The organism is Aeromicrobium changchenzhani (assembly GCF_057586615.1).
Map to the genome: position 1 here is coordinate 1,794,233 of NZ_CM172480.1, position 25,511 is coordinate 1,819,743.

24 protein-coding genes, 1 tRNA gene and 1 pseudogene are annotated in these 25,511 nt (G+C 61.2%); 8 read left to right on the forward strand and 18 right to left on the reverse strand.

Annotation, left to right across the window (positions count from 1 at the left end; genetic code table 11):
- Positions 1–81: 81 nt before the first annotated feature.
- From AC2YB9_RS09065 to AC2YB9_RS09080, 4 genes are all read right to left on the reverse strand, one after another.
- On the reverse strand, positions 82–492 hold the full coding sequence (locus tag AC2YB9_RS09065) for a PIN domain-containing protein (protein WP_487265022.1): 411 nt from the start codon (positions 490–492) through the stop codon (positions 82–84).
- Positions 489–824, reverse strand: a complete 336-nt coding sequence (locus AC2YB9_RS09070) for a hypothetical protein (protein ID WP_487265023.1) — start codon at positions 822–824, stop codon at positions 489–491. The genes AC2YB9_RS09065 and AC2YB9_RS09070 overlap by 4 nt, the downstream gene beginning before the upstream one ends.
- A 477-nt stretch (positions 825–1,301) precedes the next feature.
- Positions 1,302–2,450 (reverse strand): baeRF3 domain-containing protein, encoded by a 1,149-nt coding sequence (locus AC2YB9_RS09075; protein ID WP_487265024.1) that lies wholly within the window; start codon positions 2,448–2,450, stop codon positions 1,302–1,304.
- Positions 2,451–2,549: 99 nt separating this feature from the next.
- Positions 2,550–3,086: a universal stress protein gene (locus AC2YB9_RS09080; RefSeq protein WP_487265025.1), complete on the reverse strand. Its 537-nt coding sequence runs from the start codon at positions 3,084–3,086 to the stop codon at positions 2,550–2,552.
- 222 nt (positions 3,087–3,308) lie between these two features.
- Between AC2YB9_RS09080 and AC2YB9_RS09085 the strand changes: the two genes are divergently transcribed.
- Positions 3,309–3,395: transfer RNA gene (locus AC2YB9_RS09085), tRNA-Leu, on the forward strand.
- Between the two features lie 668 nt (positions 3,396–4,063).
- On the opposite strand, the gene pcaDC is transcribed toward AC2YB9_RS09085, so the two are convergent.
- Genes pcaDC through pcaH form a run of 4 tightly spaced genes read right to left on the reverse strand, consistent with a single transcriptional unit; the run spans position 4,064 to position 7,821 of the window.
- Positions 4,064–5,245: a bifunctional 3-oxoadipate enol-lactonase/4-carboxymuconolactone decarboxylase PcaDC gene (gene pcaDC, locus AC2YB9_RS09090; RefSeq protein WP_487265026.1), complete on the reverse strand. Its 1,182-nt coding sequence runs from the start codon at positions 5,243–5,245 to the stop codon at positions 4,064–4,066.
- Positions 5,242–6,495, reverse strand: a complete 1,254-nt coding sequence (locus AC2YB9_RS09095; RefSeq protein WP_487265027.1) for a lyase family protein — start codon at positions 6,493–6,495, stop codon at positions 5,242–5,244. The genes pcaDC and AC2YB9_RS09095 overlap by 4 nt, the downstream gene beginning before the upstream one ends.
- Positions 6,496–6,511: 16 nt before the next feature.
- Positions 6,512–7,072 carry a protocatechuate 3,4-dioxygenase subunit alpha gene (gene pcaG / locus AC2YB9_RS09100; protein ID WP_487265028.1) on the reverse strand — a complete coding sequence of 187 codons (561 nt, stop codon included), beginning with the start codon at positions 7,070–7,072 and terminating at the stop codon, positions 6,512–6,514.
- Positions 7,069–7,821: a protocatechuate 3,4-dioxygenase subunit beta gene (gene pcaH, locus AC2YB9_RS09105; protein WP_487265029.1), complete on the reverse strand. Its 753-nt coding sequence runs from the start codon at positions 7,819–7,821 to the stop codon at positions 7,069–7,071. The genes pcaG and pcaH overlap by 4 nt, the downstream gene beginning before the upstream one ends.
- 64 nt (positions 7,822–7,885) lie before the next feature.
- On the opposite strand from pcaH, the gene AC2YB9_RS09110 reads away from it, so the two are divergent.
- Positions 7,886–8,656, forward strand: coding sequence for an IclR family transcriptional regulator (locus AC2YB9_RS09110; RefSeq protein WP_487265030.1), 771 nt, complete (start codon positions 7,886–7,888; stop codon positions 8,654–8,656).
- Here AC2YB9_RS09110 and AC2YB9_RS09115 read toward each other — a convergent pair.
- The 10 genes from AC2YB9_RS09115 to AC2YB9_RS09160 form a co-directional block, all read right to left on the reverse strand.
- The gene (locus tag AC2YB9_RS09115) at positions 8,638–10,110 is read right to left on the reverse strand and encodes an aldehyde dehydrogenase family protein (protein ID WP_487265031.1); all 1,473 of its coding nucleotides are present in this window, start codon (positions 10,108–10,110) and stop codon (positions 8,638–8,640) included. The two genes, AC2YB9_RS09110 and AC2YB9_RS09115, sit on opposite strands and share 19 nt — an antisense overlap.
- Positions 10,111–10,115: 5 nt before the next feature.
- Complete coding sequence (locus tag AC2YB9_RS09120) at positions 10,116–10,784, reverse strand: HD domain-containing protein (RefSeq protein WP_487265032.1); 669 nt, start codon at positions 10,782–10,784, stop codon at positions 10,116–10,118.
- A gap of 7 nt (positions 10,785–10,791) precedes the next feature.
- Positions 10,792–12,054: an NAD(P)/FAD-dependent oxidoreductase gene (locus tag AC2YB9_RS09125; protein WP_487265033.1), complete on the reverse strand. Its 1,263-nt coding sequence runs from the start codon at positions 12,052–12,054 to the stop codon at positions 10,792–10,794.
- Positions 12,055–12,057: 3 nt separating this feature from the next.
- On the reverse strand, positions 12,058–12,378 hold the full coding sequence (locus AC2YB9_RS09130; RefSeq protein ID WP_487265034.1) for a 2Fe-2S iron-sulfur cluster-binding protein: 321 nt from the start codon (positions 12,376–12,378) through the stop codon (positions 12,058–12,060).
- Between the two features lie 20 nt (positions 12,379–12,398).
- The gene (locus tag AC2YB9_RS09135; RefSeq protein WP_487265035.1) at positions 12,399–13,163 is read right to left on the reverse strand and encodes an SDR family NAD(P)-dependent oxidoreductase; all 765 of its coding nucleotides are present in this window, start codon (positions 13,161–13,163) and stop codon (positions 12,399–12,401) included.
- 4 nt (positions 13,164–13,167) lie between these two features.
- A complete protein-coding gene (locus AC2YB9_RS09140) occupies positions 13,168–14,994 on the reverse strand; it encodes a PEP-utilizing enzyme (protein ID WP_487265036.1) in 1,827 nt (608 codons plus the stop codon).
- 56 nt (positions 14,995–15,050) lie between these two features.
- A complete protein-coding gene (locus AC2YB9_RS09145) occupies positions 15,051–16,133 on the reverse strand; it encodes a PEP/pyruvate-binding domain-containing protein (RefSeq protein WP_487265037.1) in 1,083 nt (360 codons plus the stop codon).
- Positions 16,134–16,135: 2 nt separating this feature from the next.
- Complete coding sequence (locus AC2YB9_RS09150) at positions 16,136–17,383, reverse strand: cytochrome P450 (RefSeq protein ID WP_487265038.1); 1,248 nt, start codon at positions 17,381–17,383, stop codon at positions 16,136–16,138.
- A 113-nt stretch (positions 17,384–17,496) separates the two neighbouring features.
- Complete coding sequence (locus tag AC2YB9_RS09155) at positions 17,497–18,288, reverse strand: IclR family transcriptional regulator (protein ID WP_487265039.1); 792 nt, start codon at positions 18,286–18,288, stop codon at positions 17,497–17,499.
- 42 nt (positions 18,289–18,330) lie between these two features.
- Positions 18,331–19,005, reverse strand: coding sequence for an HD domain-containing protein (locus AC2YB9_RS09160; protein ID WP_487265040.1), 675 nt, complete (start codon positions 19,003–19,005; stop codon positions 18,331–18,333).
- A 102-nt stretch (positions 19,006–19,107) separates the two neighbouring features.
- On the opposite strand from AC2YB9_RS09160, the gene AC2YB9_RS09165 reads away from it, so the two are divergent.
- From AC2YB9_RS09165 to AC2YB9_RS09190, 6 genes and pseudogenes are all read left to right on the forward strand, one after another.
- Positions 19,108–20,283: a 4-hydroxybenzoate 3-monooxygenase gene (locus AC2YB9_RS09165; RefSeq protein WP_487265041.1), complete on the forward strand. Its 1,176-nt coding sequence runs from the start codon at positions 19,108–19,110 to the stop codon at positions 20,281–20,283.
- Between the two features lie 64 nt (positions 20,284–20,347).
- A complete protein-coding gene (locus AC2YB9_RS09170; RefSeq protein WP_487265042.1) occupies positions 20,348–21,523 on the forward strand; it encodes a thiolase family protein in 1,176 nt (391 codons plus the stop codon).
- On the forward strand, positions 21,520–22,212 hold the full coding sequence (locus AC2YB9_RS09175) for a 3-oxoacid CoA-transferase subunit A (protein WP_487265043.1): 693 nt from the start codon (positions 21,520–21,522) through the stop codon (positions 22,210–22,212). The genes AC2YB9_RS09170 and AC2YB9_RS09175 overlap by 4 nt, the downstream gene beginning before the upstream one ends.
- Entirely contained in the window at positions 22,209–22,862 is a 654-nt protein-coding gene (locus AC2YB9_RS09180) for a 3-oxoacid CoA-transferase subunit B (protein WP_487265044.1), read from the forward strand. The genes AC2YB9_RS09175 and AC2YB9_RS09180 overlap by 4 nt, the downstream gene beginning before the upstream one ends.
- Before the next feature lie 314 nt (positions 22,863–23,176).
- A complete protein-coding gene (locus AC2YB9_RS09185) occupies positions 23,177–23,779 on the forward strand; it encodes a nucleotidyl transferase AbiEii/AbiGii toxin family protein (protein WP_487265045.1) in 603 nt (200 codons plus the stop codon).
- A gap of 279 nt (positions 23,780–24,058) precedes the next feature.
- A pseudogene (locus AC2YB9_RS09190) lies at positions 24,059–25,347 on the forward strand (IS110 family RNA-guided transposase).
- Positions 25,348–25,511 lie beyond the last annotated feature (164 nt).

The window sequence follows — 25,511 nt, forward strand, 5'->3', positions numbered from 1 at the left end:
AAAGCCATCGGGCACCGTCCCGTCGCTGCCTTGAAAGTCCTTGAGCTGCGCCTCATTCAACACGTATCTTCGCCACATTCATCACCGGAACGGCATGTAGTCCACCGAGAGCTCTAGTGCTTCCCACTCTTGATCGCCGCCAACGAGCATCAGATTAAGCCGAATTGCGACGGCGATACATAGACCGTCACCAAGTGAGAGGCTGCCAGAAGTCTTGGTGTTTGCTCGCGAGTCGATTATCAGATCGGCCGCAACCAGCGCATCGTCCGGTTCAATGCTGACGACCTCAAGGCCAGTTCGCAGTAGGAGCCCATGCAATTGATTGGAGCCTTGCGCATATCCCTTCTCGACAGCCTTGTAGAGCACCTCAGTCAGGTTCGGCGCCGGGATGATTCCGAAGGGAAGGACTTTCGCGACGGCGTCGCCGCCTCGGTCGCGAAGGACCCAGGCGAGGACTGCGGATGCATCCAAGATTGCCTTGCGGTCACTCACAGGCCGAGTCGAGCCAGCAGTGCAGCGCCGACGGCATCAGGATCGTCTGACGCCGTCCTCATTCGCTTGTCGAGTGCAGTATCGTCGGCGTCGCGATCCTCTCGGAGCGAGAGAACATCCTGCTGAGGACCCGCAGCCCCAAATCCTGCAGTGATCTCATCTCGAATCTGGCGCAGGTTCGCAGAGCGAGAGCGCAAGACGACAGCCCCGTCGCCGCTGGTGGAGGCGATCAAATCTTCGCCAACCGCGATACCTGCCGCCGCTAGCAATTCCGAGGGCAGAGTGGGGCGACGCTTCGCGTCCATGCGAACCATTCGGGCCATGATGGTCATGTCGCCTCCTTCTCCCACTAAGTGTACAACGGTGGGACGTCGCAAAACTATCCCACTTTCAGGCGATGCTCCCTAAGACGCTCGTCATTAGCGGCGACGGCCCGTTTGGTGCGCTCACCATGGCGATATTGATTCGGTCTAGAACGAGCCGCTGGCAAGTACAACTCCATCTCAGACAGCAGAGGGCCGACCGATATGGACAAATGATTGACACCACCGTCGCGCCGCAAAACGACAGGACTTCGGTTCTAGTTCTGAGACGTACGCCATTTCCCCGTCTTATCCCGCGAATTCAGCACGAAATAGTAGGAACCAGTGCGCATCTGAAAAGTGAGAACTAGCCGAAATTGCCCGGAAAGATGGCCCAGCAGGCAACAACAAGTACAGCGTTGAGAGCCCGAACAACGTCCGCTCTCAACTCATACTTCCCGGGGCTTCACCCATTTTATAGCTCTCAGCAAGCCGCCCTGCGTGCTTTCAGTACCGAAACATTGCTGCTATCCCGGTCTTGCCGGGCATCGTGTTCGCCGGCACTGAATAGACGCGACCATCGTGCATGAGGGACTCAGTCGCAGCACGATCTATCGTTTCCCAGTCGCTGAACTGATTATCGCGGCCAAGTGAGACAACGGGCGGCGTTGACGGCGTTCCCTCGGCCGTCCACAGATCTGCGGTGACGAAGAGCACCTCCACCCGGCCGTCGCGTGCAGCCGTTTCAATTTCGGCGATGGCGTCTGCTGCCCGGCCCGTGCCAATCAGCTGATCAAAACGATTGATTTCGCTGTCGCGCTTGAGCTCGAGCTGCTTATTGATTAGCGGCCAGGCAGCTTCGTGGAGTTGTTTGGCCGACAAACCATCGGGATTGGAACGCACCTCGTCGGACGCGAGATGCGCATACTGGTTGACGCTGCGGTAGAGCGCCAACATCTCATCGAGGCCAACTAGGACCATGGGTAGGTGTTGGTCAGCGAGATAGCTTTGGAGGCCGTTGGCGACCTGCTGCATAAAGGCTTGTACTTGATCCTTTTTGAAGTGATCGTCGGCCGCACCATGACCAAAGAAAACAGCTTGGCCGCCCTTGGGTGATACCGGTCGAGTCATGGTGTTGGATCGGGGATCGTGCGGCTCCATGATTTCACGCAAATCAGTGGGAACGTTGTCGAGTTCGACTTCGCTTAGGCGTTCATGGTCGCCGCGCAGGAGGCGCACCCGCCGTTGACTTACGGTGAGAAGGAGGAACTGAGAATCGTCGGTAAGGGCGGGCAACAGCGGGCTCATCACGAACCGATCACCAATCATCGCGATTGCGGGGACCTCGACCTCTAGCCGATAACAGGCATTCCAGTCAGGACGAATAAAGAATGCCAAACCGCCGCTCATGTTCTGCCAGGCAAGAGTGTCTCGATGCAATTCCCAGGCCGGCGCCAGCAGGTTCGTTATCGCCGCCCGGTCGAGGCCTTGCGATGCCAGTTCGGTTTCAACTCCGGAGAGCAGATTCTTCCAACGAAGCGGATCGGTTTCGACTTGATCGCCGAAGCGGTGAGTGGGAACGAAAAGCGACACATGCGTTCCGTCACGAGCTGGTTCACTCAACTTCTCAAGGTCTGACCGGTTCAACAGTTCCACGCCAACTCCTAAGTTTCGATGATTCCCGATGGGTATGGCCATCGTAGGCAGATCGCCGGAAAACCGGCTGACTTACGTAGCCCTGCTCATTCGTTCCACTCAGTGCCCTCGCTCGGAGGACTCTGCGGTCTCGTCATCGTCCGGATGGGATGAAGGAATGACGACGACCGGACATGGGGCGTGCTGGATGCACTTTTGACTGACCGACCCGAGCAACAACCCGGTGAAACCGCCACGACCGCGAGATCCCACCACAAGTAGGTTGGCGTCGGCGGCGGACTCCAGCAACACCAATGCTGCGCGGCCTTCCCTGACAACCGGCTTCACCTCAACATCTGCCGGCCCACCGACTGCCGCGATTGTCTCGACGAGGGCATCGTGGGCAGCGGTCGCGAGCTCATCGTCGGTAGGGAGGGCAAGACGTTCGCCGTAGCTGTCGGGATAGCGCCACGCAGCCACGGCGTGCAATTCGGCACCACGCAATTGTGCCTCGGTTATAGCGAACCGCAACGCTTCTGAGCCGCCCGGTGAACCATCGACGCCCACGACAATAAGGCCACCAATCTGCGGTTCTGCGGGCTCGGAGGTGTCCTGGCTTGCGGTACCGGACTGGGCAGTTAGCTGAGCGTCACTCATACCGGGACCGTAGCCGTATTCGGGGGCCGCTTCAACCACTTGTCGCCCGCTGTTGGTGCCGCCGGTACTTTCTACAAAACAGTCGCCAGTCTTTTCACCCGACGATCGCCGTCACGCGCACCTTGTACGAACGCTCACCGGCGGGGGAGTGAGGTCGATGCAAGAGTTTGGCGCAGCGTTTGCTAATCTTCTCAGGCTGCACAAACGCTCGCTTGCGAGCAGGTCCGGGTGGCGGAATGGTAGACGCGCTAGCTTGAGGTGCTAGTGCCCGTATAGGGCGTGGGGGTTCAAGTCCCCCCTCGGACACCACAGCGATAGTGGCCCTGAACTGCGGAAACGCAATCGGGGCCACTTTGCATTTGCGACCGGGGAGCACATGCCAGCCGCGACCGGTGCACACTAGAAGCACAACCACATGGCCCTGTTTTCAAACGGCAATACTGGCCCTGTTTTGGAACAGCATCAACAGATGCAGTTGCTCCGGCAAAGTGAAACAGTTTGCCGACAGCAGAAGCCACCTACAGATGAGACTGCTGCACGATTTGGTGAACGACCTGACCTGCCCTATGGATTGGTTACCTCGGGTGCAGTGAATACCGGCATCGTGCCGACCCTACCCGTCGAATTCCGGAGACCAACGACTTGCTGCTAAGCCCACATGTGTTCACCTTGTGATTCTTGAGGTCTGCTCGACCCTTATCAACACGTTGCTTTGACGGGAAACTAGTGGGAATTGGGGTCGGGCTACTGGTATCCGGCTGCGACCTCGTCGAGGATGGGCAGCACGGTATCGTCGAGATCGTGCACCGCGTAGCGCATCACCAGGAGATCGACGAGTTGGTGGGGCGTCTGCGATCTCAGTCCCATGTGGTTCAAGTGGCGGGTTGCCGATCGGTGTACAAGTCATCGGTCACGTCAGCGGCGAGGCCGATGTACTGGCCGAGGCGGCGTTGGGCGAGCTTTTCTAGGATCGGTCGTTAGTCTTCGCCGTCGATCTCGGTGAGGACGCTCTGCGCGATTCGGAAGGCGATGTTGGCGTCGGGGACACCGCAGTAGATCGCGGTCTGTAGCAACAGTTCTTTGATCTCTTCGTTGGTGAGTCCGTTGGTGCGCGCGGCCCGGACATGCATCGCGAGCTCTTCATGATGGCCGCCTGCGACCATAGCGGTCAGAGTTATCAAGGATCGGCTGCGGCGGTCGAGGCCGGGCCGGGTCCAGATGGAGCCCCAGGCGTATTGGGTGATGAGGTCCTGGAAGTCGCGGGTGAAGTCGGTGGTTGCGGCGATTGCGCGATCGACGTGCGCATCGCCGAGGACGGCACGCCGTACTGTCATTCCGGCCTCGCGCACATCGCGCATTGTCGTCGGAGTCGTGCCGAGGTGTTCGCGTAGCAGTTGTGCGACCTTGGCGGGTGCTTCGGCGGGCGCTAGATGGGCCACGCGGTCCAAAACGACGAGCCGGCCATTGACCACGCCGTCGGCGATCGCGGCCAGGTGGGCGACCGTAGTCGTGCTGTCATCGGCCCCGGCGACTGCGAGCACGCGCCTGTTGATTTCGGGTAAGCGCATGCGCACGTCGAAGTCGGCGAGCGCTTCGCAGACCTTGGCGTAACCTTCGCGGTCGGCGTCCTGGAGTGCATGGAGTAGTGCTGTTCCAACTTCGGGTTCCCGCTCGAGGAAACCGGGTGAGAACCAACGCGTCGCCGAACCCTCGATCATCACCGGGGTGCCCGACGCGCGGACTGTGGCCGCCCGGTCGTGCCACGTCTGAGCCTCGCCGATCTTCGCTCCGGTGCACAACAACACCGCGGCTTCGACGCGCTCGGGTGCATCGAGAAGTAGCTGGAGCCCGACTGTGCCACCGACCGAATCACCGGCGTAACAAAATGTTCCGTGTGCTTCACCACGTTCGGCCAGCACCCGGTCGACCAGATTGAGCACGCCCTGGGCCAGCGACGCGATCGTGATGTCCCCGTCGGTGGTTTTGTTTCGCCCGTGCCCCGGCAGATCCCAGGCAATAACGTGGAAGTCGTTGGCCAGTCGAGCCGCGCAGACCGCCCACAGCGTCGTGGCTGAGGTGCCGAGTGACGGTCCTAGAACGAGGAGCGGAAGGTCGTGACGATCGTTCAGTTGGACGGCGGTGATAGTCGGGGTGGTCACGGCTGCTCCTTGATAAAGGTGTGGGCGCGGGCGACCACGGCGTCGATGATGGCGTCGGCCGCGCCGAAATAGGTTGTTGGGTCATCGTCGCCAGGCCGGCCGAACATCGCCGCCATGGCAGTTCGTTCGGCGAGAATGTCAGGCGTTGCGGCAAGGAGCGTCGAGCGCATTCGCGCTGTGTCGATCTCGAGTCCGCGCAGCAATTCGGTCGTTTGTGATCCCGCAACTGCGGTATGCCGGCCGAGCGTGCGAAGCGTTGCCCATTCCACGTGCCAAGCGCCATCTGGACGTTCGTCGACAGCGTCGGCGGCGGCAATATGCAGGGTCGCACCGAGTTGTGGAGCTGCGAGGGCTGCGCGGCGGATCAACACCGACAGGATGGGGTTGTGCTTCTGCGGCATCGTGGATGAACCGCCTCGGCTGATGTTGCTGGATTCGCGCAGCTCATCAATCTCGGGGCGCGAGCGAGACGAAACATCGTGGGCGATCCGGCCCCAGGCATCGTTGCAACCGACGAAGGCGTCGCCGATCCGGGTGATCGGCGCGCGGGCCGTATGCCACGGCGAACCGGCAAACAATTGCAGTCGAGCAGCGGTGTCGATGACGAGTTCATGGGCGCGCGCGGGCGGATCGTTGAGGCCCGCGCCGGACGCCAGTTCGCAGACAGCCGCAAGCGTGCCAGCGGCTCCACCGAGCTGAATCGGCAGGGATCGCAACACTCGAATGAGATCATCGGCCGCATCGAGCACCGACCACAACCATTGGGCTGTTTTCACACCGAAAGTCGTCGGTATCGCATGCTGCGTCAGGGTCCGGGCGACCATGGACGTTACGCGGTGTTTCTCAGCCATCGCCGCCAGCACACCGATCTGATCGACCAGCTCGGTATGCAATGCCGCGCCAACATCACGTAAACATAGGATCATCGCGGTGTCCATAACGTCCTGGCTGGTCAGGCCCCTATGCACCCAGCGCGCCGCGTCCGGATGCGAACCTGCCAACCGTTCGCGCAACAGGGAAACGGTGGGGATTACCGGATTGCCACCCGATTCGGAACCCTTGACGATCACCTCGAGGTCTTCAGAGCCCAGCAGCGAGCCCAGCTCGACCCGCGCTTCGGCCGGTGCGATGCTAGCGGCGCCTAGTGCGTCGAGCCACGCAGATTCCACCGTCACCAAGCTCGAGAGCAGTGCCGGGCCGCTCATGAGGTCGGCGGCACGTTCGTCGCCGGGCCAGAAAAGATCGGTCATACCACCAGTGTCCCGTTCATTGGCCCGGATAGACGAGGAACACGGTCTCGTCCTCACCCTGCAGGTGGATGTCGAAGCGTAAGCCGTCAGCGTCCGGGCGCGCGATCAGCGTGTTGCGGCGACTGCTGTCGAGGCCTGAGAGCAGCGCGTCGACCGAAAGAGCAGCGTCGGCGCCGGGAACGTAGGCGCGGGTGAATAGCCGGTTCAGCAGTCCGCGGGCGAACACGGTGATCGCGAAGAACGCAGCCGTGTCGGGTTCGGCGGCGCCCGGCCGCAACGTCGTGAAGGAGTACTGTCCCATCGGATTAGTGGCTGCGCGGCCCCAGCCGGTGAACGTATAGCCGTCGCGGCGCAGCGAACCGGCCTGCTGGACGACCTCGCCGCTCGGGTCGGTCTGCCAGATCTCGACCAGCGCATCCGGGATCGGCTCACCGTCCCCGTCAAGCACCGTTCCATGCAGACGAATTGCATCCGGGTGGCTTTGTGGCACGAGTTCGTTGTCCCTGTCGTAGGGCAATCCGTAGCCGAAGAACGGGCCGATGGTCTGGCCGCCGGTCGCGGGCAAACGGGTATTCATGCGCTCGTCTCCATCCAAGTGCGCTGACTTCCCGTCAGAACGATGTCCCAGCGATAGCCGGTACTCCACTCGGGAACGGTCAACTCGTGGTCGTAGGTGGCGATCAGACGGTCTCGAGCCGATTGATCGGTGATCGATTGATAGATGGGGTCCAGGGCAAACAGCGGATCGCCCGGGAAATACATTTGGGTGATCATTCGCTGGGTAAAGTCGGTGCCGAACAGCGAGAAATGTATGTGCGCCGGTCGCCAGGCGTTGTGGTGGTTCTTCCATGGGTAAGGACCGGGCTTGATCGTGGTGAACCGGTAATTGCCTGCGTCGTCGGTCAGGCAGCGGCCAGCGCCAGTGAAGTACGGATCGAGCGGCGCGGGATGTTGGTCGCGATGATGGATGTAACGGCCGGCGGCATTGGCCTGCCAGATCTCCACGAGTTGGCCAGTCACGGGCCTCCCCTCACCGTCGAGCACACGCCCGCTGACCACCAAGCGCTCGCCGATCGGCTCGCCACGGTGCTGGATCGTCAAATCTGCTTCCAGCTCGCCCACATCCTGCTGCCCGAATACCGGCGCATATTGTTCAATCGTTTCGGGATCCACGAGATGTGGATCCTTGGTCGGATGTCGCAAGACGCTGCTGCGATAAGGCGGATAGTCCAACCGTGGCTGGGTTTCGGTCCCGCTCGTGGCGCGGCCGGCCGCGTAGGCCCCGGCAATATGGGCGATCTCGCTGCTGATCTCAGTTTGGGTCACGCCCTGACCGTAACCGTGACACCGCAGCCAGCGCGAGAGTAGAATTCCGCTCAGTGAAAGGATAATGATGGCGGGCAACACCTCCGTATCAGGAACGAGTGTCACCTCGCGCGCGCTCGCACTGCTTGGGGCATTCGACACCGAGCATCGTCAGTTGGCCTTGACCGACCTGGCCCGCCGGTCCGGCCTGAACTTAACCACCGCGCACCGACTCGTCGCAGAGTTAGTCCGCTGGCGGGCGCTTCGGCGTACCCCGGACGGCGAATACGTCATCGGGCGGCGGTTGTGGGAGGTTGGCTTGCTCGCTCCGGTGCAGTCCGATCTGCGGCAGATTGCCTCACCATTCCTCCATGATGTGTATGGAGCCACGCTCGCGACAGTGCATCTGGCGATTCGTAAAGGGGAACAGGTGCTGTATGTTGACCGGCTGTCCGGGACCGCATCGGTTCCGGTCGTCAGTCAGGTCGGCTCGCAGTTGCCGCTGCATGCGACCGGAGTCGGTAAAGTTCTGTTGGCGTATGCGCCCGAGGATGTGCAGTTGTCGGTGTTGGGTTCGCTCGAGCGGGTGACCGCCTATACGGTGATCCAGCCAGGGAGATTGCGCGAAGAACTGCATCGGGTTCGTGAGCACGGATTTGCCCAAACGGTCGAGGAAATGAGTCTGGGCGCCTGCTCGGTTGCCGTTCCTATTCGTCGGTCCGGCGGCCCGGTGGTGGCAGCCCTCGGCATCGTCGTACCGAACCTCAAACGCGACCGGCCACGGCTGATCGCGGCGCTTCAGGTCGCCGCCCAAGGGATTGGGCGGAGCCTTGGCGGTCAGCCGACGTCTGGCTGACGGTGGATCGACTTGTAGGTGAGGTAGGCCGACAGGCCCTCCATGCCGTACTCGACGCCTAGTCCCGAATCGTGCCGACCGCCGAACGGCGCGCTGTGATTGGACCCGAAGAAGTTGATCCCGACCGAGCCGGTGTCCATGCGTTGGGCGATGTCGAGGGCGGCCTCGGGATCTGCTGAGAAGACAATGCCGCCGAGCCCGAAGCCGGTGTTGTTGGCGATCTCGAGCGCCTCGTCGATCGTGCGGTAGCGGAGGATGCTCAGCACCGGCCCGAACACTTCCTCACGGGCAATCTGCATCTGCGGCGTCACATCGGCGAATACGGTCGGTTCGATGAAGTAACCGCTCGTGTCCGCCACGGCGCGTCCGCCCGTGGTGGCGCGCGCGCCCTCGTCGATTGCCGTTTCGAGATATTGTCTGACCTTGTCGAACTGGGCACGAGTGGCCACCGGCCCGAAGACTGTGTCCGCATCGAAGGGATCACCCTGCTTGGCCGCAACCACCGTGTTGGTCACCATCTCGACCACCTCGTCATACCGCTCCACGGGGGCCAAGATTCGCGTCGAGATGTAACAGGTCTGTCCAGTGTTGCGCAGACAAGATCGGATGAGGACGCGCGACAACGCGTCAAGGTCGGCATCTGGCAGGACCAGCGCAGAGGATTTTCCGCCGAGCTCAAGCGTTACCGGCCGCAACAGTTCGCCACATGCGGCGGCGATCTTACGACCAACTGGAGTTGAGCCCGTGAAGGCGACCTTGGCGGTGAGTGGATGACGCACGAGGGCATCGCCGACCGCGCCGGGCCCGGTGATCAGATTGATAACTCCGGCGGGCACCCCCGCGGCTTCGGCAGCCGCCACGACGAATCGGATCGACAGCGGGGTCGGCGAGGCCGGCTTAATCACGACGGTGCAACCGGCTAGCAACGCCGGTGCAAGCTTGATTACGACCAGATTGATCGGGAAGTTCCACGGCGCAATTAGCGCGCAGACGCCCACAGGATCGCGCTCCACGAGAGTCTCAGCACCGCCGTGGGGGAATGGCCGGATGTCGCTGCTCTCCAGATTGGGGGCGAGGGAGGCAAAGTAGCGGAAAATGCTGGCGGCATTGCTGGCGGCATTGCTCGTTTCGGCGACCGGCGAACCATTTTCGCGTGTGTTGGTGATCGACAAAGCCCCGGCTTGTTGCTCCAATTCGTCGGCGATCCGAAGCAAATATCCCGCTCGGTCGGTCGGAGTCAGCCGCGGCCAAGGGCCATCGCTGAGGGCGCGATCGGCGGCGCTCATCGCGGCGTCAATGTCGGCCGATGTTGCCTCGGGAACCGATCCCCAGACTTCTCCGGTGGCCGGATCCGTGACGTTCTCGCGGAGCGATCCGGTCGACGGACGCCATGCGCCGTCGATGTAATGGTCATCGACATGGGTCCACGGGAGGTTGGCTGAGTCGCGGTTCATGATTATCATCGCAGCACGTCGGTCTTGAGCAAGGCTCGAGAGCGCCGGAGCGCCGCTGTGGCCATGTCAATTCCGGACTGGGAGAGCAACTCGGGGATGATCTCGGCTTCCAGCCGGCCGCAATAGCTGGCCGGATCGAGGCCGAACCAACCGGAGGCGAGCGCGATCCCTACGTGGTCGAAGCGCCACAGCCGGTCGGCATCACGTACGAGCGCGTCTTCGAGTGATTTGGCTTCCTTGCGGGTGTCATGTCCGTCGATGATGACCACGACGGCCTCGACGAACTCTTCGCCATAGCCCAGCGGCGGCAGCACCTCACGAGCGATCTCGCAGCCCTGTTTTTCATGTTCGAAGCGTATGGCCGACTTGCGCCAGTCGCCGGTGAACCCTTCGCTGATGATGCGGGACTCATCAACTCGGCCCCAGCCGGTGTCGTGCAGCAAAATTGCCACGCGGACGATACGGGAATCCGCCTCGGGATGAGCGTCACAAAGCCGCTCGGCAAAGGCGAGCGAGATGGGAAGGTGTATGTCGTTCGAGCGTGCTCTGGTCTCGGGAAGGACCGATGCCCAGATGGCATCAAGATCATTCCCGCGTGCTGGGGTAAGCGAGATCGGCGACGTGTCGACCGTTCGGGTCGGGGGGATAGGTGTTGCAGGCAACGAAGTGGTCATCGTCATCTCATTTCGGATCTGAAGTTGATGGATCGACCGTGATGGACTTGAGCGGCGTCGAGACATCCGCCGCCGCATCGAACGGGATCTCTGCGCCCCGGGCGAGTGCGGACTTGACCGCCATAAAGTCGAGTGGGGTGTTGACCGCGTCGGCAGCTATCACCTGGTCGTTGCGGTAGTAGAGGACTGAAAATTTGCCCGCAGCGTCGTTGCGGCGTACGAGTGTGTGGTCATAGCCGGTTGACACTCCGGCGATCTGTAATTTGACCGCGCCTTGATTCGACCAGAACCACGGGATGCCCGCATATTCCTCGCGTCGGCCGGTGATTGCGTATGCGGCTACCTTGGCTTGTTCGATCGCGTTGTTGACACTTTCGAACCGCACTCGATCGCCGTGCGGCGCGCCGGGCACCGGATTTGGCAGATTGGCACAGTCACCAACGGCAACGGTGGTCCCATCGGAAGCGATCGCATAGTTGTCGACGCGGATTCCGTTGTCGCAGTCCAGACCGATCGACTCGGCCAGTTCTGTATTGGGAATGACGCCAACGCCAATGAGGACGATATTGGCGGGGATCACTTGCCCGTCGACCTCGACGCCACCGACTCGGTCGCCATCGGCGACAATCCGCGTGACCTGAGCGTTGAGTTCAATGCGGATTCCCTGGCTACGGTGGTGTTCGAGGAGAAACTCCGAGGTCTCTGCGCCGACTGCGCGGCCGACGAGTCGAGGACCAGCCTCGAGCAATGTGACGTTCTTGCCGAGTTTGTGCAGGCTTGCCGCCGCCTCGATGCCGATGAAGCCACCGCCGATGACGATGACCTGTGTGGCGACCGGAACTCTAGCTTTGAGTTCGAGTGCGTCGTCGGCATTGCGCAGATACAACACACCGGGCAAATCGCCGCCTTCGATCGAAAGTCGCCGGGCGCGGGCCCCGACTGTGAGCGCGAGGCGGCCGAAGGGGAATTCGGTGCCTGATTGTGCATGGGCAATTCCCGAACCATCGGACGCTTTGTCGATTCGAACGATGCGCTCGTTCTTGACCACCTCGATGTGGTGCTCCTTCCAGTAGTCCTCGCTGCGGAAGATCAACGATTCCTTCGTGATGGCGCCCTGCAGGAACTCCTTGGACAAGGCCGGTCGCTGGTAGGGCCGATGGTTCTCATCACCGAGCAGACGAATCGGTTCCTGATAGCCGAGCGCACGCAATGACACGGCGAGCTGGACGCCGGCTTGTGAAGAACCGAGGATCAGCAGTCCGTCATTCATCGGTCACACCTGCGACGCGGGTGTCGTCACGTGGAGGTCCATACCCTCGGTGATGCGGATCTGGCAGGACAGTCGGGACGTCTCCTCGCGATCGCAGGCGGCGCCATACAACATCTCGTCCTCCATGTCGTCCATCGGTGACAGTGCACTGAAGTCGTCTGGATCGACATAGACGTGGCAGGTGGCACAGGACAACGACCCGCCACATTCGGCGACGATGCCCAGAACGCCATTGCGTACGGCAGTCTCCATGACGGAGTCTCCGACGTTCCCCTCGACGACTCGGGTGTCACCGGAATTTTCGGTGTAAGTAATTTGCGGCATTGCGAGATCCTGCTTTCTGTTCAGATGAACTGTCGGCCGCCGTCGACCACGATGGTCTGTCCGGTGACGAAGGCGCTGTCGGGCCCGGCAAGGTAGAGCGCGGCACCGACGATGTCCTCAGGTCGGCCAGCGCGGCGAAGAGCGCCACGATCGACGCCGTAGGTTTCGGCATTTTCCATCAGTCCGTAGCTGGCCTCGGTGAGTGTAAAGCCTGGCGCGATGACGTTGACCGTGATGGAGCGTCGTCCTAGTTCCTTGGCCATGGCTCGCGTCAAGGCGATAACGCCGCCTTTCGAGGCGACGTAGTGGAGCCAGTTCTCCGAGCCGCTGTAGATCGTTGCCGACGAGAGATTGATGACGCGTCCGCCCTCGGAAAGGTAAGGACTCGCGGCACGGACGCAGATCCATGGCCCCTTAAGGTTGACCGCCATGACGGCGTCCCACTCATCGGGCGTTATCTCCTCCAGCGGGGTGCGCGTCACCGAGGCATAGATCGCCGCGTTGTTCACGAGCACATCGATCTGGCCGCCGCCAAACTCGGCAACGGCTGCGGTCATGGCTGCTGCCGACTCCAACGATGTGACGTCCACTTGACCATGCCAGGCGATTGCTCCGGTGGCCTCGATCAGCTGTGCGGTTTCGGCCACTCCGGCGGCGTTGATGTCTGCGACGGCGACTCGGTATCCGCGCTGGGCGAACCCCAAGGCGAAGGAACGGCCGAGGCCGCCGGCCGCGCCCGTGACAAGCACGGTGCGGTCGGCAGCTTCGACAGAATCGTTGTGCACGTGGTCAGCCTTCCAAGATCTCGACGCGGCCTGAGGTGCCGTCGACCCGGATGAGCTGGCCGGTCTGGATGGTTGTCGACGCGCTACCGGTGCCGGTGACCGCTGGTAGGCCGTACTCACGACAGACGATCGCTGCGTGGCTCATCATGCCGCCGATGTCGGTAACGGTGGCTTTGATCTTGCCGAAGATGGGGCCCCAGGACGGAGCAGTGATTGTCGCCACGAGAATCTCGTCGGCCTGCACTTCTTCGAGCTGGTCAGCATGGGTGATGACTCGAGCTCGGCCCTCGACCAATCCGGGTGAAGCAGCCATACCCTTGATCACGCCTTCTTCGGCTTCATCATCGTTGCCGAGCCACTGTTGGACCTGTTCGGTCGTGATGCCGTACAGCATCATGGTGAATGGCTCGGTGATCTCGGCGGGCGGAGTGTTGAGGGCCGGCTGCGGACGCTGCGTCGATAACGCGTCGACAATGACGCGGCGACGTTCGATCTCCTGAGGCCAGTAGTGCGGTCCGGTGGCTTCGGCGCCAACGGCCCAGCCGGTGACGAGGTCGAAGATCGCTTCGCGCACTTCGCCGCGGGTCAGATAGAGCATGTCTTCGGCATCGGTCCAGAAGCCGGCGGCCACGAACACGCGTCCGAGCTCGCGGACTTTCCGCCAGAAGACGCCCATCGTCCAGTGTTCGATGTAAAAGTTGTGATTCTCGACGTACGGGTAGGCCGTCACGGCGAGGCCAAGCTTCGCGTCGAACGTGGCGCGGTTGTCGCCCTCGAGCAGTTCGGCATATTCCTCGGTGATGCGGTGGCGTTCGGCGATCAGGGCCTCGACCGGGCGCATGATGTCCTGCCCATCCTCAACGCGGCGGATGTAGTCCTTGATGTAGCTGAGCGGGATATCCTGATGCTCCAGCCAGTATTTGTCGTGACCGTAGAAACCATTTCCGACGGTGAAGTTGAACCAAGGATCTTGCGCTGCCGTGTATTGCTCAGTCCACTGTGTACCGTTCGTCATCGCGCCGACTCGTTCAAGCGTTCCGTCGACATCGTCGGTATCGCTGAACGCGGACTGCAGCCCGAGCTCTACGGCAAGGATGGCCAATTTCTTAAGTTCATCGTCAGGCTTGAACAGCTCCATGTCGACACCTTGGACCATCTGTGCGATGGCCTGGTCAGGGATGCCGGGGAAGATTTCTTTGCAGAATCCGAAGAAGTCGAGATAGGCGATGTAGCCCAAGTTGAGGAACTCGAAGTGGTACTGCCAGTTCTGGTAGCACAGCTGGATCAGCCGATCGTAGTTCTCCATCAGCACTTCGGAGCCATCCATAGCCTTGCCGCTGACGATGTCGTCGAACGGGACGACGTCGGGGAGCGATTTGAAGCTAAGCGCTTCCATCTCGTCGATTGTGCTGCGGACCTTGATATGCCATGCCTCGAGCAGGCTGTCCCAGTTCTGGAAGTAGTGCCCGGCACGGCGTTCGAACTCGGGGACCCGTGCAGGAATCTGGTCCTCGGGCACGCCGACAGGGCTCATATAGAGGTAACCGAGATGGATCTTGAATTCGATGCCATTGGCCGGTGGAATCATTAGGTGACGGGTGTTGTACTGGCCCAAACACTTGACCGCGAACTCTCCGCCGATCGTCTCGAACGGTTTGAAGACAGTCGGCCAATGCTGGCTGTCGCAGAACCAGAACTTCTCATCGTCGGCGCCACTGAGATTCTGGAACACAAGGCTGTACGGGTAGAGCTTCTCCCAGCCTTCCGCTCCGGGCGGGACGGTCAGCGCAGAGGGCCGAGGGAAGGATTTCATCGTCGTCTGGCTAGTCATGGACTGTTTCCTGTCGTCGAGTTTTTGGAACTGCAGTGGTGGGTGCTTGTGGACTGTCAAGCTTGGGTTATGGGTGCCGCGAGCTTGGCGGCGAAGTTTCCGAAGCTGAAAGCGTTTGAACTCTTCGGGGGAGGAAGAACTGCTTCTTTGGACGAGTGAACGGTTTCGGGACGTGACTGCAGCAGCAGGAGGTTGTGGCCGTCGGGGAGATCGTTGTCCACCGCCCATTCAATGTCCTGCGGGCAGCCGTAGTGTTTCTCGGCTCGCTTCGCCATCTGGGCGATCGTGACCAGTTCGACATCGCTCACGCATCGCCGGCTGCGCCGGTCAGGAGACACTTCGCGTTCGACAAGTTCGGCGGCCGCCGCGTCGGGAACCAATTCGGCGTGCTTGGCGCCGATCGTCTCGTTAACGACGCACAGCATGACCTTGTCCATCATGATGTTGTCCGGCGTCACGGTGCCTGAAACAACCATCTCACCAAGTCCATAGGATGCGTCGATCGTGATCTTGGACCGGTCGCCGGTCGCCGGATTCATGGTGATGGCCACGCCTGCTGTCCTCGCATCGACCATCTTTTGTACGGCGACCGCCATCGACAATCCGTCGTCGGGGATACCGTTCTTGAGTCGATAGATGATTGCTCGGCTGGTGTAGAGGGAGGCCCAACACTGACGGATGTGAGCAAGGACAGAAATCGCATCGGTCAACCAGAGATACGTGTCCTGCTGGCCGGCGAAACTCGCATCGGGGAGGTCTTCGGCAGTTGCAGAGGAACGAACGGCCACGGGGACGGGATGGTCGAAGCGGGCCTGCAGCGCTTCGTAGGCATCAAGAGTTTCCGTGTGCAGAGCATCTGGAACCGGGCGGCAGCAGATCTCTTCTCGGATGGTTGCCGAAACCGCGTCGACACAGGCGATGTCGTCGGGATCGAGCGTTGCCAACAGTTCGCTCACGATCGCGGCCAGGCCGGTCTGGACGACGAACGCGTCGTACAAGGCGGTCGTGACGGCGAAACCGGGTGGCACGGGCATACCAGCTGCCGTCATCGAGACGAGCGATGCACATTTTCCACCCAGAAGCCCGTGTTTCGGCTCGATCCCACCGTCGAAGAACTGGATATAGTCGTCGCTCTCCATGATCATTCCCCCCACGTGACAGGCACCGCGGCAGGCGCCCGGAACGAAAGATTGTCGCGGAATGTGATGGTGTCTTCGTCGATGAGACGCAGATCGGGCGCCATGCGGGCAACCTCGTCGACCACGATGCGGGCTTGGATCTTGGCCAGCATATTGCCCAAGCAGTAGTGAATCCCGAAACCGAACGACAAATGCTCCCGGGCATTTGGCCGTGCGATGTCGAAAGACTCAGGTTGGTCGAACTTCGCATCATCGCGGTTCGCCGAGCCCATGACGAGCAAGATATCGGCGCCCTCGGGAATCTCGACGCCGCCGATCGTCGATGTTTCCGTCGCTTTGCGGCGCCACGCGACTATTGAGGGGCTGAACCGCAATACTTCATCCACGGCGCCGGCGATCAAGCTACGGTCGGCAACCAGGTTCTGCCATTGCTCGGGGTGGTCAAGCAGCACGCGGAGGGCATTCGAGATGAGCGTTGTGGTGGTTTCGTGCCCGGCGAATAGCAGGCTGTAACAAACCGAGGCAATCTCATGGTCGGTGATGGGATCACCATCGGCCTGGGCGCGAATGAGATCGCCGACCAGGGAATCGCGGTCGTGCTCATGAGCATCGGCCACAATGCGCAGGCATTCTTGCCAGTACTCGACGAGGTTGTGTGCGTGCGGTATCTGCGCCTCATCATCAAGGTCGCCCCAGGTCATTGCGGCCCGTGAGTCCGACCACCGTTTATAGGTGTCGACCTGGGAGGCATCGGCCCCGATGAGCGTGAGGATCGTAATTGTCGGTATGTCGTATGCGAGGTCGTGTACGAGATCAGCGCGCCTGTCCGCACGGGCAAGGAAGGTTTCAATGAGGTCCACGACGTTCTGCCGGATCGTTGGTTCCAAAGCCTTGTAGCGTCGTGGGGTGAATGCCTTGGCAACGACCTTGCGGATCCGAGTGTGCTCGGGTGGGACCCGTGCCGACAATCCCGAATACGCGGTGAATCCGCCTTCATTCATGATCGCGGTTGCCTGCGGACCACGGGCCCGGACGGGGGCCTGGGCGTTCTCGCTGCTGAACGTTTCCCAATCCTCGAAGACGGCTTTGATGTCGTCGTAACGGGTCACGACCCAGTAGCCAATGCTCGCGTCGAACATCACCGGCGCTTCGGCGCGGAGTTCGGCATACGAGGGGAAAGGATTTTGCTGATTAAACGGCTCAAAGCCGTGGTTGACCGGGCAGCTGGTGAGTGCGGCGGGTGTTGACATGAACACTTCCTCGGTTTGGTGTGCAACCTTGCGGTGTGCCATCAGTGTCAGGCGCTGTGGCCCGAGTCACAACTGAAAACTTCCATTAGCCGGAAGTCGATTGGGCAAGGCGCTCAGCGCTCGTCTGCTGAACGGATTGCGAGTGGGTACCCGGAAGGGAAACGACCAATAGCCGATTCGATGCGTTGGGCCACGCCGCGCAGCGCGGGAAGGTGGCGTGTCATGTGGGTGGCATGGGGCGAAAGCATGACCAGTCCGACAGAGGCTTCGACACGGTCGCGGCCGAGTCGAACCGGGACCGCGATCGAGCACGATCCGGCGCGAACTTCTTCCAATGTGGTGGCATATCCCTTTTCGCGGATGGTTGCCAATTCCTCGAGCAGTCGCTGTGGGTTGACGTGGGTTCGTACGGTCGATGCTTCGAGGCCGCGGGCGGCGTACGTCTCCTGGAACCAGGCCTCCTCGTATGCAAGGAGAACCTTCCCGACGGCCGTGGCATGCAGCGGGAGACGTCCACCGACCCGAGAGGCGCGCGGCACACGCCTCAGGCTGTACACCCGATCGATATACAGGGCCTCGCGACCTTCCCGAACGGCGAGGTGCGCGGTCTCATGAGTAAGCGAATGCAGGTCTTGAATGAAGGGACGGGCTGTCTCACGCAGCCCGCGGCGGGCATTTTGTGCGACCTCCCAGAGCCGCAAACCAACTTGATACCGTCCGTTGTCGTCGCGCTCGAGCGCGCCCCACTTCTCCAGCTCGGCAACAAGGCGATGCGCAGTGGGGAGCGGCAAGTCGGCGGTTTTGGCGATCTGGGTCAGGGTCAGAGCCGAGCCAAACTTCTCGAATGCCGCCAAGATCGCCAGCACTTTGCTACTGACGGTCCGTGACGGTTCAGCTGTGGACATCGGACTACCTCATCTCTCATTCCAACCTGAAGGACAAGGGGATCAGCCGAGAGCGATGCGCTCGTCGACGTGATCGACGCGCGCGATCGCTGCCAGGATTGCCGCCATCGTACGTGCCTCGGCAGTGAAGAGTTGGTCCATAACGCGGCTTTCGATGAGCCGAAGTGCCTGCTCACGGGTCAGACCGAACCAGTCCATGATGGTGTCGATCCCGTGTGGCGTCAGTCGCCACAGTTTGTCGGCGTCCTTGACCAGCGAATCGTTGAGCGACAGTGCTTCGATCCGCGAATCATGCCCGTCGATGATGACGACGATCTCGGCTATCGCGGCCGGGTTGTGACCGAGATCGTCGAGGATCTTGCGAGCGATGCGGGCACCCTCCTTTTCGTGCCGGAGTACGAGGTCGGGCCTGCTGCCACCAGGGGCGATCGCGGCGAGAACATCCTCAGGCGGCAGCTGGGACCAGCCCGTGTCGTGTAACAGGATGGCGGGTAGAACGACGTTGACGTCTGCGTCGGGGTGAAGCTGAACCAAGGCTTCGGCGAGACCATATGCATAGATGGTGTGGACGTCATTGCTGCGAACGTTCAAGTAGGGCACTGCGCGTTTCCAGATGGCGGCATGAACCGGTGACAGGCCACCTGCAGGCGCCCCCGGAATAAGATCAGTGACATCGCGACCTAGGTGATTGGCGAATGGCTCGAGTTTGGCAAGCATGACTTCATCCCATCCTCGACTGTCGTGATTGCCAATCATAGACTTTCGCTCAGTGGAAGGATGCGCTGGCCGAACAGTAGGCTGGGGCCCTTCACTGATCGCATGCGTACCCAAGTCGTCATCATTGGCGCCGGTCCGGCCGGCCTCCTCCTGTCTCATCTGCTGCACCAAGGCGGTGTCGAGTCGATCGTGCTCGAAACCCGTACGCAGGACTATGTTGCAGCGCGGATCCGTGCCGGCATTCTTGAGACCTCCACAGTGGAGCTGCTCGAAGCGGCCGGACTCGGCGATCGTCTTCACCGCGAAGGCCATGAGCATCGTGGCATCTATCTGCAATGGCCCGAGGAGCGTCACCACCTCGACTTCGTTGACCTGACCGGTCGTAGCGTCTGGGTATATGGCCAAACCGAGGTACAGCGCGATCTCCTCGCTGCGCGCGAGGGGACCGGACAGTTGGCCTTCTACGGGATCACCGACACCGCCGTTCACGACGTCGATTCGGATCGACCCTCGGTGACCTTCGTCGACGCCGATGGCATTGAACAACAGGTCGACGGCGATGCGGTTGTCGGGTGTGATGGCTCATTCGGGGTCAGCCGCGCCGCAGTCCCAGCCGGTAAACGACAGCAGCGGGAGCGTACGTACCCCTATTCGTGGTTGGGAGTGCTTGCCGATGTGGCACCGTCGACCGACGAGTTGATCTACGCTTGGCACACCGACGGTTTTGCTCTGCATTCGATGCGCTCACCGTCGATCAGCCGGCTTTATCTTCAGGTGCCAAATCAAACCGACATCGGTGAATGGTCCGACGATCGGATCTGGGATGCGCTGGCGACCCGGCTCGGGCATGGCCAGAACGGTTGGCAACTCAACCCAGGCCCCATCACGCATAAGAGCGTGCTGCCGATGCACAGCTTCGTCCAGACGCCGATGCGCCACGGGCGCCTTTTCCTGGCTGGCGATGCAGCACACATCGTCCCGCCCACTGGAGCAAAGGGGCTCAACCTCGCGGTCGCCGACGTGGGCCTATTGGCACCTGCCCTGATCGACCTGCTTCGCAAGAATAGCCCTGAACTCGCCGATGCTTACTCCGACACAGCGCTCCGTCGTGCCTGGCGGTGCACCCACTTCTCCTGGTGGATGACCTCGATGCTGCACAAATCGGACGACGAGTTTGATACCCAACTTCAACTCTCGCAGCTTCGGTGGGTGGTCAACAGCGAAGCCGGTGCCACCGGTCTGGCAGAGAATTATGCAGGTTTACCGATTGGATCCTGACCGCGAATGATGGCTGGACTCGGTTCCGTTTAAGGCCAGGAAATTAGTGAATCAGGAGTTCTATATGTCTTATGTGTTTGATGCGGTGCGGACGCCGTTCGGTCGTTTTGGTGGCGCGTTGGCTGGAGTTCGGCCCGATGACCTTGGCGCGGTGGTGATTTCGGCACTAGTTGATCGAGGTCTGGACTCGAGCCTCGTTGATGAAGTTGTGTTCGGGAATGCCAATGGTGCTGGTGAGGACAATCGCAATGTTGGGCGTATGTCGGCCCTGTTGGCGGGCCTTCCGACGAGTGTTCCGGCGACCACGGTGAATCGTTTGTGTGGCTCGAGTCTTGATGCGGTGATGGGAGCGTCACGGATGATCGAGACAGGCGATGCCGACGTGGTCATTGCCGGCGGTACGGAATCAATGACGAGGGCGCCGTGGGTGCTGCCAAAACCGTCGCGGGCTTACCCTGCAACTGACACGACAGCGGTTTCGACGACATTGGGGTGGCGGTTGGTCAACCCCTTGATGCCATCTGAGTGGACCGCGTCGTTGGGTGAGTGTAATGAACAGTTGGCCGACGAGTTCGGCATCTCGCGTGAACAGCAAGATGACTTCGCGTTGGCTTCGCATCGCCGCGCAGGTGCGGCCTGGAATGACGGACGCTATGACGATCTCGTTGTGGCGGTCCCGGGAGTGGATCTGTCCCGCGACGAGGGCATCCGGGCGGGCAGCACGCCCGAATCGTTGGCAAAACTCAAGACAGTTTTCCGCACCGGCGGGACGATCACGGCCGGCAACGCATCGCCCTTGAATGACGGCGCCTCGGCGCTGGTGATCGGGTCCGAGCGTGCGGCCGAACAGTTGGGGAGTGACCCGTTAGCCCGGATCGCCGGTCGCGGCGCAATGGCGCTGGATCCGCAACGCTTCGGGTATGCACCAGTGGAGGCAGCGAACCGCGCATTAGCGCGGGCCGGGATCGGCTGGGACCAGATCGGCGCGGTGGAACTGAATGAGGCGTTCGCGGTGCAGTCGTTGGTATGTATCGATGCGTGGGCGATTGATCCAGAGATCGTGAATCAGTGGGGCGGAGCGATTGCGATCGGCCATCCGTTAGGCGCTTCGGGCGGGCGCCTTCTGGGCACTCTCGCGCACGTGCTTCGGGCGACGGGACAGCGGTGGGGCGTGGCCGCGATCTGTATCGGCGTCGGCCAAGGGCTCGCCATTGTCCTTGAGAACGAGGCCGCCGCATGATGCAAGAAATGCCGACCACCGATGCTGCAGTCGCTGACATCACCGACGGTTCAACCGTATTGATCGGCGGCTTCGGGACAGCCGGGATGCCATTCGCGTTGATCGAGGCGCTGCTGCGCCAGGGCGCGCGTGATCTGACGGTGATCAACAACAATGCCGGCAACGGCGACACCGGCCTGGCCGCGCTGCTCGCGGCGGGCCAGGTCCGCAAGATTATTTGCTCGTTTCCGCGGCAGAGCGATTCGTATGTGTTCGACCGGCTCTACCGAGCTGGGAGGCTCGAACTCGAGGTGGTTCCGCAAGGCAATTTGGCCGAACGGATCCGCGCTGGCGGCGCCGGTATCGGGGCATTCTTCACCCCGACAGGCTATGGCACACCGTTGGCCGACGGCAAAGAAACCCGCGAAATCGACGGCCGCAACTACGTACTCGAGTATCCAATCCGCGGCGACGTTGCTCTTATTGGTGCGCATCACGCGGATCGGGCCGGCAACCTGATCTATCACAAGACCGCCCGTAACTTCGGCCCCATCATGGCAACGGCCGCGAACACCACGATCGTCGAAGTGCGCGACATCGTGGATCTGGGTGGTCTCGATCCCGAGGTGGTCGTCACGCCGGGAATCTATGTCAATCGAGTTGTCGTCACGGCTGGACCGTTGGCCATCGCTAAGGAGCCTCAAGCATGAGCAGCACGTCCAATCAGGTTCTGACCCGCGCCGAGATAGCCCACATGGTGGCCCAAGATATTCCATCGGGATCCTATGTGAACCTGGGCATCGGCCAACCGACCAAAGTGGCCGACTATCTCAACCCGGCCGACGCCATCACCCTGCACACCGAAAATGGCATGCTCGGGATGGGTGGCTACGCCACCGGCGACCAGATCGACCCGGACCTGATAAACGCCGGCAAGATCCCGGTCACCGAACAACCCGGAGCGTCCTACTTCCACCACGCCGACTCATTCGCGATGATGCGCGGTGGACACCTCGATGTATGCGTCCTTGGCGCCTTTCAGGTGTCCATCCGTGGCGATCTCGCCAACTGGCACACCGGTGCGGCCGATGCGATCCCCGCAGTCGGGGGCGCGATGGACCTAGCCACCGGCGCCAAGGACGCCTACGTCATGATGAGCCTATTCACCAAAGCTGGCAATCCGAAACTCGTACCGGAATGCACATATCCGCTCACCGGACTCGCCTGCGTCAGCCGCATCTACACCGACCACGGCCTCTTCACCATCAGCCCAAACGGCATCGCGATCGGCCAGACCTACGGCCTGACGATCGACGAACTCCAGAACCGGCTGGACCTCGACCTTCGACAGTCGGCTTGATCGAAATAGGGACCACCAGGTGGCAGCACCTCGGACGTGTGCATCGCCGTCTGTGGTCGCGATTGATGGTTGATAACGAAACCGGTCGTCGACACTCATAAGTTGCTTTTCGCGCCCGAATCGAATAGGAATTCTTCTCCCAGAAGAGCTCTATTCAAGACTGAGACTCACCACCGAATGTGAAGCCCAGGAAGTAACCCAGACGAAGGTGTCGAGCAAACTCTGGGCAGACCCCATGATGGGCGGCCGCTGGCAGAGTTCAAGACCCGTTGACCCATTTGAGGGCCAGTGGTCGGTTTCAGGAAAATTCAAAAGTGTGCGCGGGTGTCGGTCGGGTCGAATCCGACAACTCGGTCACTGCCGCCAAGGAAGCGCTGACGACCGCGACAACTGCGAACGGGTGCCTTGTTTCGGTCATCCATGATTCGCCGACGTCTTGTCGTCTTGTGATTGGTCGGCCCGAGGAACTTCTGGTGGATCTTGTCCTGGATTCGCCTCCAGCTTCGACGCCGATCATCACGGTGCTGGCGGCTCTTGAGTTGGCAGGACGGAAAGTGTTGGCATTGTTCGGTCGTAGCGAAGCCCGCGACTTCGCCGACGTTTATGAGTTGGCCCAACGCCTCGGCCGCGAAGAGTTGATCGTTGAAGCGACCGCTGTATATCCGGGATTCGACACCACCGTCCTCGCCCAGATGATGACCACCCTAGAAAGGTGTAGCGATAGTGAACTGCCGGTCGCCGAAGGTGATGTGTCAGTGCTTCGTGGCTTCTTCTCCCAGTGGGCTGAGGGCCTCGGCTGGCGACGACACCAAAAAGATGTGGCCTCGCCAGCCGTACAGGAGGCTGTTGACCCGCAGATACAATGGCAGGCACATTTGAATGTCGGTGCACCATCAGGGGGCACATCGCACGGTTGAACGGTGATTAACGGGGCCGAACTGAACGAGTTTCCCGCTCAAACTGCTCGAAATGGTCAACGTGAGCGTGAATCCTTCCGGTTCAAGTCCCCCCCCCGTTACTTTCTTTGTATCCCTTGATTGTGTGATTCTTTGAGGGTGTTGGCCTGCCAGGCTCGGCATGATTGTTACCCCCAGTCGTTCATGATCCGGGGGGTGTTGTCACCGGGCCTGGTTGGCAGTGAGTGATCGCTGATAGGGGCTCGACCCGGCATTCTGCCCAGGCCGTTCGTAACGTGGATGCCGAGACTCACCGCCGTGGTTCCGGGCCGACTTAATCGAACGGAGGACACGGTGGCAATCGAAAATTATGATCAGGTCGACGTCTTCATCGGGGTCGATGTTGGCAAGGGCGAGCATCACGCGGTCGCACTAGACCGGGCCGGGAAACAGCTTTATGACAAAGCTTTGCCCAATGATGAGGCGAAGCTGCGTGAGGTCATCGAGAAACTCAAACAGCACGGTCGAGTGCTCTTCGTCGTGGACCAACCCGCCACAATTGGGGCTCTCCCGATCGCCGTCGCCCAGGCCGAAGGCGTGCTGGTCGGTTATCTTCCCGGGTTAGCGATGCGCCGCATCGCGGACCTGCATGCGGGGGAAGCAAAGACCGACGCCCGGGACGCCGCGATTCCCCCTAGCACTGCGTGCAGGGAGGTGCCCCCATCGCCCAAGCAGCACGAACGTTGCCACATGCGTTGCGGTCAATTCAACTCGCTGACGAGCAGGTGGCTGAGCTCTCCATGCTTTGCGGTTTCGACGATGATCTCGTGGGCCAAACCACCGCCACCAGTAACCGGATTCGTGGTCTCCTCACCCAAATCCACCCCGCATTGGAGAGAGTTCTGGGACCTCGTCTCGATCACCCAGCAGTGCTGGATCTCCTGCAAAAATACCCATCACCCGCCGCGATGAAACAAGCCGGCACGACCCGACTTGGCAACCGTCTGAGCAAGCTTGCACCCCGCATGGGCCGTCGCCTCGCCGAAGCGATCACCCATGCCTTGAGCGAGCAGACTGTCGTCGTGGTGGGCACCAATGCTGCATCGATGGTGCTGCCGCGCCTGGCCGAACAGCTGGCCGCACTGCGCCGCCAACGCGCAGAGATCGCCATTGAAGTCGAGCGTCTCGTGGAGGCTCACCCTCTTCAACCCGTCCTGATGAGCATGCCCGGAGTCGGCGTCAGGACCGCAGCCAGACTCCTCACCGAGGTCTCCGGCAAGGACTTCGCCACCGCAGGCCACCTCGCCTCGTATGCCGGGCTCGCACCCGTCACCCGACGCTCCGGCTCCTCAATACGAGGTGAGCATCCCTCGCGCCGCGGCAACAAGATCTTGAAACGGACACTGTTCCTTTCCGCGTTCGCAGCTCTGCGCGACCCAACCTCACGCGCCTACTACGACCGCAAAATCACGCAAGGCAAACGCCACAACCAAGCACTCATCGCCCTCGCCAGACGACGCTGCGACGTCCTCTACGCCATGCTCCGCGACGGCACCCTCTACGAGTCCGAACACCAACTCGCCGCTTGACAAACCACATAGGGGCACCCCCCCCTCGGACACATAAAACTGGTGTGGTTGTGGCCCTGACCTGCGGAAACGCAGTCGGGGCACTTTGCGTTTGAGGCCATGGCGGCACTATGGCGGCACATGCGTTCTTTGGCGGTGCACCGATGACACCTATTTGAGTGTCA

Bases quoted from the DNA above. Each gene is read 5' to 3' on its own strand.
- AC2YB9_RS09070 (WP_487265023.1), bottom strand. From the start codon at position 824: ATGACCATCATGGCCCGAATGGTTCGCATGGACGCGAAGCGTCGCCCC.
- AC2YB9_RS09080 (WP_487265025.1), bottom strand. From the start codon at position 3,086: ATGAGTGACGCTCAGCTAACTGCCCAGTCCGGTACCGCAAGCCAGGAC.
- AC2YB9_RS09095 (WP_487265027.1), bottom strand. From the start codon at position 6,495: ATGACCGATCTTTTCTGGCCCGGCGACGAACGTGCCGCCGACCTCATG.
- pcaG (WP_487265028.1), bottom strand. From the start codon at position 7,072: ATGAATACCCGTTTGCCCGCGACCGGCGGCCAGACCATCGGCCCGTTC.
- AC2YB9_RS09110 (WP_487265030.1), top strand. From the start codon at position 7,886: ATGATGGCGGGCAACACCTCCGTATCAGGAACGAGTGTCACCTCGCGC.
- AC2YB9_RS09115 (WP_487265031.1), bottom strand. From the start codon at position 10,110: ATGAACCGCGACTCAGCCAACCTCCCGTGGACCCATGTCGATGACCAT.
- AC2YB9_RS09120 (WP_487265032.1), bottom strand. From the start codon at position 10,784: ATGACCACTTCGTTGCCTGCAACACCTATCCCCCCGACCCGAACGGTC.
- AC2YB9_RS09125 (WP_487265033.1), bottom strand. From the start codon at position 12,054: ATGAATGACGGACTGCTGATCCTCGGTTCTTCACAAGCCGGCGTCCAG.
- AC2YB9_RS09130 (WP_487265034.1), bottom strand. From the start codon at position 12,378: ATGCCGCAAATTACTTACACCGAAAATTCCGGTGACACCCGAGTCGTC.
- AC2YB9_RS09140 (WP_487265036.1), bottom strand. From the start codon at position 14,994: ATGACTAGCCAGACGACGATGAAATCCTTCCCTCGGCCCTCTGCGCTG.
- AC2YB9_RS09145 (WP_487265037.1), bottom strand. From the start codon at position 16,133: ATGGAGAGCGACGACTATATCCAGTTCTTCGACGGTGGGATCGAGCCG.
- AC2YB9_RS09150 (WP_487265038.1), bottom strand. From the start codon at position 17,383: ATGTCAACACCCGCCGCACTCACCAGCTGCCCGGTCAACCACGGCTTT.
- AC2YB9_RS09155 (WP_487265039.1), bottom strand. From the start codon at position 18,288: ATGTCCACAGCTGAACCGTCACGGACCGTCAGTAGCAAAGTGCTGGCG.
- AC2YB9_RS09160 (WP_487265040.1), bottom strand. From the start codon at position 19,005: ATGCTTGCCAAACTCGAGCCATTCGCCAATCACCTAGGTCGCGATGTC.
- AC2YB9_RS09165 (WP_487265041.1), top strand. From the start codon at position 19,108: ATGCGTACCCAAGTCGTCATCATTGGCGCCGGTCCGGCCGGCCTCCTC.
- AC2YB9_RS09170 (WP_487265042.1), top strand. From the start codon at position 20,348: ATGTCTTATGTGTTTGATGCGGTGCGGACGCCGTTCGGTCGTTTTGGT.
- AC2YB9_RS09175 (WP_487265043.1), top strand. From the start codon at position 21,520: ATGATGCAAGAAATGCCGACCACCGATGCTGCAGTCGCTGACATCACC.
- AC2YB9_RS09180 (WP_487265044.1), top strand. From the start codon at position 22,209: ATGAGCAGCACGTCCAATCAGGTTCTGACCCGCGCCGAGATAGCCCAC.